The following is a 7,223-nucleotide window of genomic DNA, read 5'->3' as shown; positions in this document are numbered from 1 at the left end:
GACGATGACTACCTCGTCGCGCTCGCGCGGGCTGCAGACGTCGAGGCGCTGATCTCGGGCGACGCCGATCTGACCACCCTCGACCTCCCGGACCTTGATGTCCTCACACCTCGCGCCCTCCTGGATCGCCTTGCGCCGCCGTGACCGCCAGGGACGATCCCCATCGGGCATCGCAACAGCTTGCACCGGCAGGCCGGCATGGAGCAGCAGCGTCGCGTGGACGTGGCGGATCGAGTTGAGGCTGGCACAGGGCAGCGCCAGGCGATCCACCTGACGTCGGAAGGCCCGGGAGACGACGTCGGGCAGGAGCGGGCGGCCATCGAACAAGGGGGGCAGATCCCTCCGGCCGTGTTGGAGTCCTTCACCCAGGCGAGTCGCGAGTTGGCGTCGTGGTGCGATGACGACGAAGGGGTCGCAGACGCCCTGCGCCGAGCACTCGCCTGATCCCTCCAACGCGGTCGTGCTGGTGGGCCCCACCTGACGGTCCCAGTCACGTGAAGCGCATCGAAGAAGTATGTCGTCACCTGCTATATTCCAGGTATGCGCACCTCGGTGGTCATCGACGACAAGCTCGCCGCAGAAGCACGCGAGCTCGGCATCAACGTGTCCGAGGCCGCCCGGGAAGGGCTCCGCCGGGCAGTGTGGCGTCGCCGCTCTGAGCTCGACCGGCACGCCTACCGGTCCCGGCCCGAGGCCGAAGACCAGGCGTGGGACGACGCGGAGGCCTGGGGCGAACCGTGAGGCGCGGTGAGGTCTGGCTCGCCGAGGTCGGCCAAAAGCCGCGTCCCGTGGTGGTGCTGACCCGAGACGAGGTGCTCGACGTGCGCGCGAATGTCACGGTCGCTGAGATCACCACGCAGGCGCGCGGACTCGCCGTCGAGGTCCCCATCGGTCCAAAGTCGGGCATCGTCGAGCCGTCCGTCGTCAACTGCGACGGGATCCACACCGTCGCGCAGCGGCGGCTGACGCGCCGGCTCGGCCTCGTGGACGGGGCCGCGCTCGACGACACCTGCACCGCTGTTGCGGTCGCGCTCGGCTGTGACGGCCTCTGACGCCGACAGGACGCGGGGGTCGCCGCGGCGCTGGCCGGGGCGACGTTCTCACCGTCACCGGGATCCTCGACGAAAAGAGCCTGGACGTTGCTGCCGGGTTCGGGGATCACGACGGACCTGCTTCGCCGGGGCGTCGGATGCGGATCCGGCTAGCTGAGGTCGTGAGACCCAGACCAGGCGTGGATGATGTCGGCTGCGTCGAGGACCGCGTCCGCCTCTGCCCCGCCTTGGGCGCCGGCAGGGCACACCGCGAGGAGTCGGGCACCCGCGGCGTTCGAGACGGCCCTGCGGCCTTCGGCCAGCGCAAGGATCTCGCGTCGGTCGACCGGCCGGTTGGGGCGCCACGTGATGGTGCCGAGCCAGTCGGTGGTGCCGTGACGGTCGGCAGCCGCGATGTCGTACTCCCGGTCGCCGGTGCGGTCCCACCACGCGCCGACGTGGGTGACGGTGGCGAACCGCTCGTCGGTGGCGGCAAGCCTCGTGAGGGCGTGGTGCACGACCGGTTCGATCGCCTTGCCACGCCAGGAGGAGTAGTCGCGGTGGAAGTGGTCGATCGCCAGGTCGGCGCGGCCGCGGGCGATGTCGTCCAGGTGCGGGGCGCAGTAGCGGAACCAGAACCGCAGGTAGGGGTCGGTGATCCGGTACCGGCGGGTCTTGGTCTTGGGGTGGGCGCCGGTGGGCCGGTCGATGGTGATGACCTTCTTGGCGTCGACCAGCGTGTCCAGGGCACGGGTGACGGCCGTCTTCGCGGCGTCGTCTCCGCCGAGGTTGCCCACGGTCGAGGAGAAGGTCGCGTGGCCGACCTCGGCCGCGCCGATGGCCTCGAGGACTGCCCGTGGTTGTTGCGCGCCCCGGAACTCGGCGTCGAGCATCCGCTGGCCGGTGATCGACAGGGGTGACTGGTCGTCGCTCAGCTGCGCACGGACGAAGTCGGTCGTGGTGTCGTATCGGCGGGCTTCGACCAATAGCCGCGGGTAGCCGCCGGTGGCCAGGTAGGTGTCGAGCAGATCGACGGGGTGGCGGTCGTGGCCCACGGCGTGGGCGACGTCGGTGGGTGTCAGGGCGTTGAGGACCATCTCGTGGGCACGGCCGTACAGCGGCTGGTCGTGCTGGGTGAGCCGTTCCATCATGGCGACATCCGACCCCACGAGGACGAACAGGACGGGCAGCCGTTCGAGGCTGCGGTCCCAGGCGCTTTGTAGAACCCCATCGAGGCTGGCATCGGACTCCACGGCCCAGGGGAACTCGTCGAGGATGACGATGGCCGGCTGTGCGTCGAAGGCCAGCGGGAGCCGGGCCAGCAGGTCGGCCCAGGTGGTCGCCTGGGCGGCGAAGGCGTTGCCCAGGGCCGGCAGTGGATGCCGTGCGGCACGCAGATCGGTCATGACCTGCTCGAGCTGGCGACCGGTGGGGGCGTGCTTCGCGGCGGTCGTGTACAGGTAGGGAACGCCGGACTGCTCGACCATCTCGGTTAGCAGCCGGGATTTGCCGACCTGGCGGCGTCCACGGATCGCCAGCAGCCGACCGGTCGCGTCCTGCCGGACACGGTCGAGCTCGGCCCGCAGCCGGCGCAGCTCGCCTGCTCGCCCCCAGAACTCCATCCCCGCCCCTTCGGCAGATCAACAACAGTCATTCTTGTATGTTACAGCAATGACGGTTTTAGTCCACGGGACCTCGGCACGGCTGGCCTTCACTGACTCCGGAGGGGCGGGACGGTTGGCACGCGCACGCGCGTTCCTCGAAGCGGCCAGCCTGGTCGCAGACCGGGTCGACGGTGATGCCAGCGCGAGCGGGCCAGTGCCGGAGGGTCGTCAGGGGGTGAGGGTCGTCAACGGCACGACGCAGACGCCATCGGGCCGGCGGTAGGCGTAGCGACCCGTCGCCGTGACGATAGCCATGAATCGTGGGCGTCCGGCCTTGTCGAGATCGATCGACCCGACCGCGGCCCGCAAGGAAGCCGCGCCCTCTTCGATGAGGCCGTCCCCACCGAGCTTGACCTCGACCGCCCCCCAGGCGCCGTCGGGGCGCTGCACGACGATGTCTATCTCGTGGGCGTCGGTGTGGAAATACATGACGGAGGCATCCATCGGTTGGGAGAGGACGCGCAGGTCGCGCACCACGAGCGATTCGAACAGCAGCCCAGCGGAGTTGAGATCGGCCAGCAGTCCGGCGGCATCGACGCGGAGAGCGGCGGCCGCGATGGAAGGGTCGACGAAGTGGCGGTGCGGCGTCGTGCGAAGGTTGCGCGAGGACCGCAGGTGCACATTGAACGCCGGCTGGTCCTCCACGATCATCAGTCGCTCGAGGGCGGTGAGGTACTCGGTGACCGCGTCGCGGGACAGGCCGGTGTCGGCGGCGAGGGTCCGGACGCCAGCGGCGGTCGAGGTGTTGCGCGCCAGCGATCGGATGCAGGAGTGGATCTTGGTCGGATCGCGGCGTCGCTGCACCGGCGCATCCTCGGTCCGTCCGACCGCGTTGATGTCGACGTGGACGGTTTGGTCGAGGTAGTCGACGACGAACCGCGGATCCTGTCGTTGCAGTTGCTGCGGCCAACCGCCGGTGACGAGCAGCGCAAGGACGTCGCCCAGCTCGGCGCTGCCGCTCGACGCTGTCGGGTCGTTCCCGTCGAACAGCGCGGCCAACGACACCTCGTCCGAGGACGCGCCTACCTCATGCAGGGTCATCGGACGCATCCGCAACGTCGCGACGCGTCCGGCACCGGAGTGCCGCCGCACGGCGTCGGTGGGCGAGGACGATCCGGTGAGGAGGAACTGGCCGGCCGCGTCGCTGGCGTCGGCGGCGCGACGGACGTGGTCCCAGATCCGAGGAAACAGCTGCCACTCGTCGATGAGCCTGGGGCGATCGCCGTCGAGGATCAGCCGCGGGTCGATCTGTGCCGCTCGGCGGGCGTCTTCGTCCACGTCCAGTCGGACCGCGGACCGGGCCCGTTGCGATGCGGTCTCCGTCTTGCCGCAAGCCTTCGGGCCTTCGATCAGGACTGCGGCGAAGGTCGCCATGCGCTCGTCGAGCAACAGATCGAGCACCCGAGGCCGGTAGTAGACCACTTCGCACCTCCTGCGCAGCCCCGCCACTTTACCAACCGCTAGCCTACCATTGTCCGGCCCGGGAACCCTGCCGTTTTACGAGGGGACCGCAGCGGATCATCGAGGCGGCGCAGCGTGTCCCCGGATCGCTCGGTGGGGCCTACACTCGCTGCATGACCGCGCAGCAGGCCGACCTGATCGTGACGGACACGACCGGTTCGATCGCCTTGCCACGCCAGGAGGAGTAGTCGCGGTGGAAGTGGTCGATCGCCAGGTCGGCGCGGCCGCGGGCGATGTCGTCCAGGTGCGGGGCGCAGTAGCGGTCAGCGCAGCCAGGTCTCGGGGACGGTGAAGTCGCGCTGGATGACGAGGTGGGTGAGCAGGGAGCTCGCCTGGCGCAGTGGCCGGCTGGTCATCGCGTCCCAGGCGGTGGTGGCGGTGAACGCGATGCTGCGTGCGGAGGGCATCGAGCGGGTCCGGTACACCAGCGGCGGTGGTGCGGTCTCCCACCAGTCGTACACGGCGTCGGACAGCGCTTGGGAGGTGGCGAGCAGCGGGCCGTGGTCAGTGTCGTCGAGGCGGCCGGTGGAGACGCGATCGTCGAGGGTGAGCGCGTCGAGGTTGCCCTGGCGGGTCAGGTGCAGAGCGGCGGGGCTCCCGAGGAGGCATACGAGCTGGATGTCGCCGTCGGCGTCGGTGATGGTGCGGGCGGGGAACCGCTCCAGCGCGGCGGCGTCGACACGGTTGGCGGCGTAGCGCACCCGGAACCGGCCCGACGGCGGATCGAAGCGGTGGCGTGGTGTGAGGAAGCCCGACCAGGTCCAGGTGTCGTGCTCCATTGCCTCGAAGCGCCACCAGGGACCGTCAGCTCGCGTGCGGCGCAGCCCGCGGGGCCGCGCCCGGGGGAACTCGATCAGGACTGGTCTCCGACGAGGCGGATCAGGGTGAGGGCGTTGTCGATGTCGCCGTCGCCGTCGGCGAACACCTCGGCGATGCTGGCACCGTCTGCACGGCCCTGCGGGGTCACCATGAGCTGGTGGGCGGCCATCGCGTCGGCGGTGACGTCCCGCAGGGCGGCGAGGATCTGTGGCAGGCCGTTGCGGGTCTCGCCGGCCCGCCGGTCGAACTGCCAGTCGGGGTGGTAGGTCGTGTTGCCGACCTTGATCCCGAGCAGGGTGCCGCGGTGACGTCGACGGTCGACCGCTCGACGGTCGGTCATCGTCGGGACCAGGTCGACGATCCCCGACGTGGTCAGGCAGCCCTCCACGAGCGCGTGGCGTCGTGCGTCGAGCCGGCTGGCGTTCATGCGCCGAGCGACGGTGAGGACCTCCCCGGCCGGTGACGCGAACGGGTCGTCTTCGGCGTCGAGGTGGGTCTTGGCGAGGAACGCGAGCGCGTCAGCGAACTCCTCGTCCGCCTCGGCGCGGCCCGCCAGCTTCTCAAGCACCGCACGCATCCCTGCCGAGCTCACCCAGATCACCCTCCTGTCGCGAGCACGCGACCCTGCGTCTACAAGGTCTACTCTACGCGGTGTCCCCATCGTCCACAAGGCCGGGCCGTCGACGAGCTGCGGTGGTGGTCGAGCACCGGGACCGGCCATAAGACCGAGCCTGGCTCGGCTGGTGGCCATGAAGCGCGGAAGGGACGCAGCCACAAGGCTGCCGAACAACCCCGAGACGGGGTGCTGGTGAGATGAGCACTATCGCTCACTCATCGGCAACGGTGCAGGCACGGCTGCCGTCGGCCAGGTCGTCGCGTTTCAGGAGACGACGACGGTCACGTCCAGCTCGGTGCCGACTCGTAGCAGCCGTGCCAGGCCGGTGACGCTGACGAACAGCACCGCCGGGTCGGTCGAGTCGAGCTCGTGGCGGTGCACGCCACCGGTGCGGCTGGTCGTCGGTGCGAACAGCACGAGGCTCACGTCGGTGGAGGCGAGGTCGACGGTCACCGTCGATGGTTGGTCGTGCATCTGCCGAGATGCCCACACCAGCCCGTCGATGTCGGGTTGGTCGGCCAGCAGCCGTGCGGCCCCGTCGCGCGTGTCGGGGTAGGTCGGTGCAGCCCCGTCGACCAGCGCCGCCGCATCCTGGTAGGTCGCGTCGAGCGCGGCCAGGCGCAGATCACGGGCCGGGTGGACGGTGGACCACTGCCATGTCGCGTCGGCACTGCGGCGGATCCGGCGTGGCCGGTTGCCGGCTGGGAGCAGGTGGAAGATCGTCTCGGCGCTGGCGGTTCGATCGTCGACACCGCCGTAGAGGGCCGGGACGAGCTGGCCCGCGACTTCCAGTGGGGAGAACCGCGTGTCGGCGTCGCCGGCTGGTCGCGAGTCGAACTCGGTCGATCCGAACATGTGCGGGTGGGCACGGGTGAACGTGCGGCCCGCGGGCCAGTCAAGGATCCTCACGTGCCGCCGGTCGCGCGCCACTGGGCTGCGGTTGCCTCAGCCAGGCGCAGCAGCTGCGTCATGTCGTCGATGACCTCCAGCGGCACCGTGTAGTCGCGGGTGTTCGGGTCGTACACCGCGTCGTCGAACCACAGCGCGAGTTCCCAGCCATGCAGGCCGTCGGGCAGCGCGGCAAGGACCTCGGCGATCTGCGGGCGAACCTGTCCGGTGTACGGGTCGAACTGGAACGCCGGATACACCAGCGCGCCGTGCCAGTCCACCGCGAACAGCTTGCCGTCCTTCGCCAGCCGGTGGGCGGCCTGCCGGCGGTTGGCGGCCTTGGAGCCGGTTGTGTCAGCGACCTGCTCGGCGGTCAACCCACCATGGGCCTGGATGAGCTGCGTGCGAAGCTCGGCGTTGCGGCGCGCCTGGTCCAACCACGCAGGTTCGGGCACGTCGGTGTTGGGCAGCAGCTGCTCGACGACGTCGTCAAATCGCTCGTCGATACGGAACGTGGAACCGCCCGACGCGGGCGGGGGCTCAGTGTGGATGGTCACGTAGAGACCGGACATGACACCTCCTGAAAGTGACAGTTCAACAATACCTTGCTGCGTCACGTCTGTCACTATGCGGTTGGTGGCCAGGAGCCGCGTTCACCGTGCGTAGGCCGCCGCCAGGCCACGGTCGTACCAGCAGTGCGCCGTCCTCGTCGTAGGAGGCCGAGTGGAGCTCGACCTCGACGTC

The 7,223-nt window shown here is 69.8% G+C and carries 8 protein-coding genes; 2 read left to right on the top strand and 6 right to left on the bottom strand.

The features are described from left to right. The first annotated feature begins 540 nt into the window (after positions 1 to 540). Positions 541 to 741 (top strand): type II toxin-antitoxin system CcdA family antitoxin, encoded by a 201-nt coding sequence (locus tag WD250_07170; GenBank protein ID MEX2619984.1) that lies wholly within the window; start codon positions 541 to 543, stop codon positions 739 to 741. Further along, positions 738 to 1,052 carry a type II toxin-antitoxin system PemK/MazF family toxin gene (locus tag WD250_07165; GenBank protein MEX2619983.1) on the top strand — a complete coding sequence of 105 codons (315 nt, stop codon included), beginning with the start codon at positions 738 to 740 and terminating at the stop codon, positions 1,050 to 1,052. The genes WD250_07170 and WD250_07165 overlap by 4 nt, the downstream gene beginning before the upstream one ends. Before the next feature lie 149 nt (positions 1,053 to 1,201). On the opposite strand, the gene WD250_07160 is transcribed toward WD250_07165, so the two are convergent. The 6 genes from WD250_07160 to WD250_07135 form a co-directional block, all read right to left on the bottom strand. After that, positions 1,202 to 2,653: a DUF234 domain-containing protein gene (locus WD250_07160; GenBank protein ID MEX2619982.1), complete on the bottom strand. Its 1,452-nt coding sequence runs from the start codon at positions 2,651 to 2,653 to the stop codon at positions 1,202 to 1,204. Positions 2,654 to 2,863: 210 nt separating this feature from the next. After that, complete coding sequence (locus WD250_07155) at positions 2,864 to 4,096, bottom strand: DUF4143 domain-containing protein (GenBank protein MEX2619981.1); 1,233 nt, start codon at positions 4,094 to 4,096, stop codon at positions 2,864 to 2,866. Between the two features lie 323 nt (positions 4,097 to 4,419). Further along, complete coding sequence (locus tag WD250_07150; GenBank protein MEX2619980.1) at positions 4,420 to 4,935, bottom strand: RES domain-containing protein; 516 nt, start codon at positions 4,933 to 4,935, stop codon at positions 4,420 to 4,422. 74 nt (positions 4,936 to 5,009) lie between these two features. Continuing rightward, complete coding sequence (locus WD250_07145) at positions 5,010 to 5,567, bottom strand: hypothetical protein (protein MEX2619979.1); 558 nt, start codon at positions 5,565 to 5,567, stop codon at positions 5,010 to 5,012. Between the two features lie 288 nt (positions 5,568 to 5,855). Next, positions 5,856 to 6,500, bottom strand: coding sequence for an RES family NAD+ phosphorylase (locus WD250_07140; protein MEX2619978.1), 645 nt, complete (start codon positions 6,498 to 6,500; stop codon positions 5,856 to 5,858). After that, complete coding sequence (locus WD250_07135; GenBank protein MEX2619977.1) at positions 6,497 to 7,051, bottom strand: hypothetical protein; 555 nt, start codon at positions 7,049 to 7,051, stop codon at positions 6,497 to 6,499. The genes WD250_07140 and WD250_07135 overlap by 4 nt, the downstream gene beginning before the upstream one ends. Positions 7,052 to 7,223: the final 172 nt, after the last annotated feature.

This window comes from Egibacteraceae bacterium, assembly GCA_040905805.1.
In the GTDB taxonomy this organism is placed as follows: Bacteria; Actinomycetota; Nitriliruptoria; order Euzebyales; family Egibacteraceae; genus DATLGH01.
This window is presented reverse-complemented; position numbering and strand designations above follow the sequence as displayed.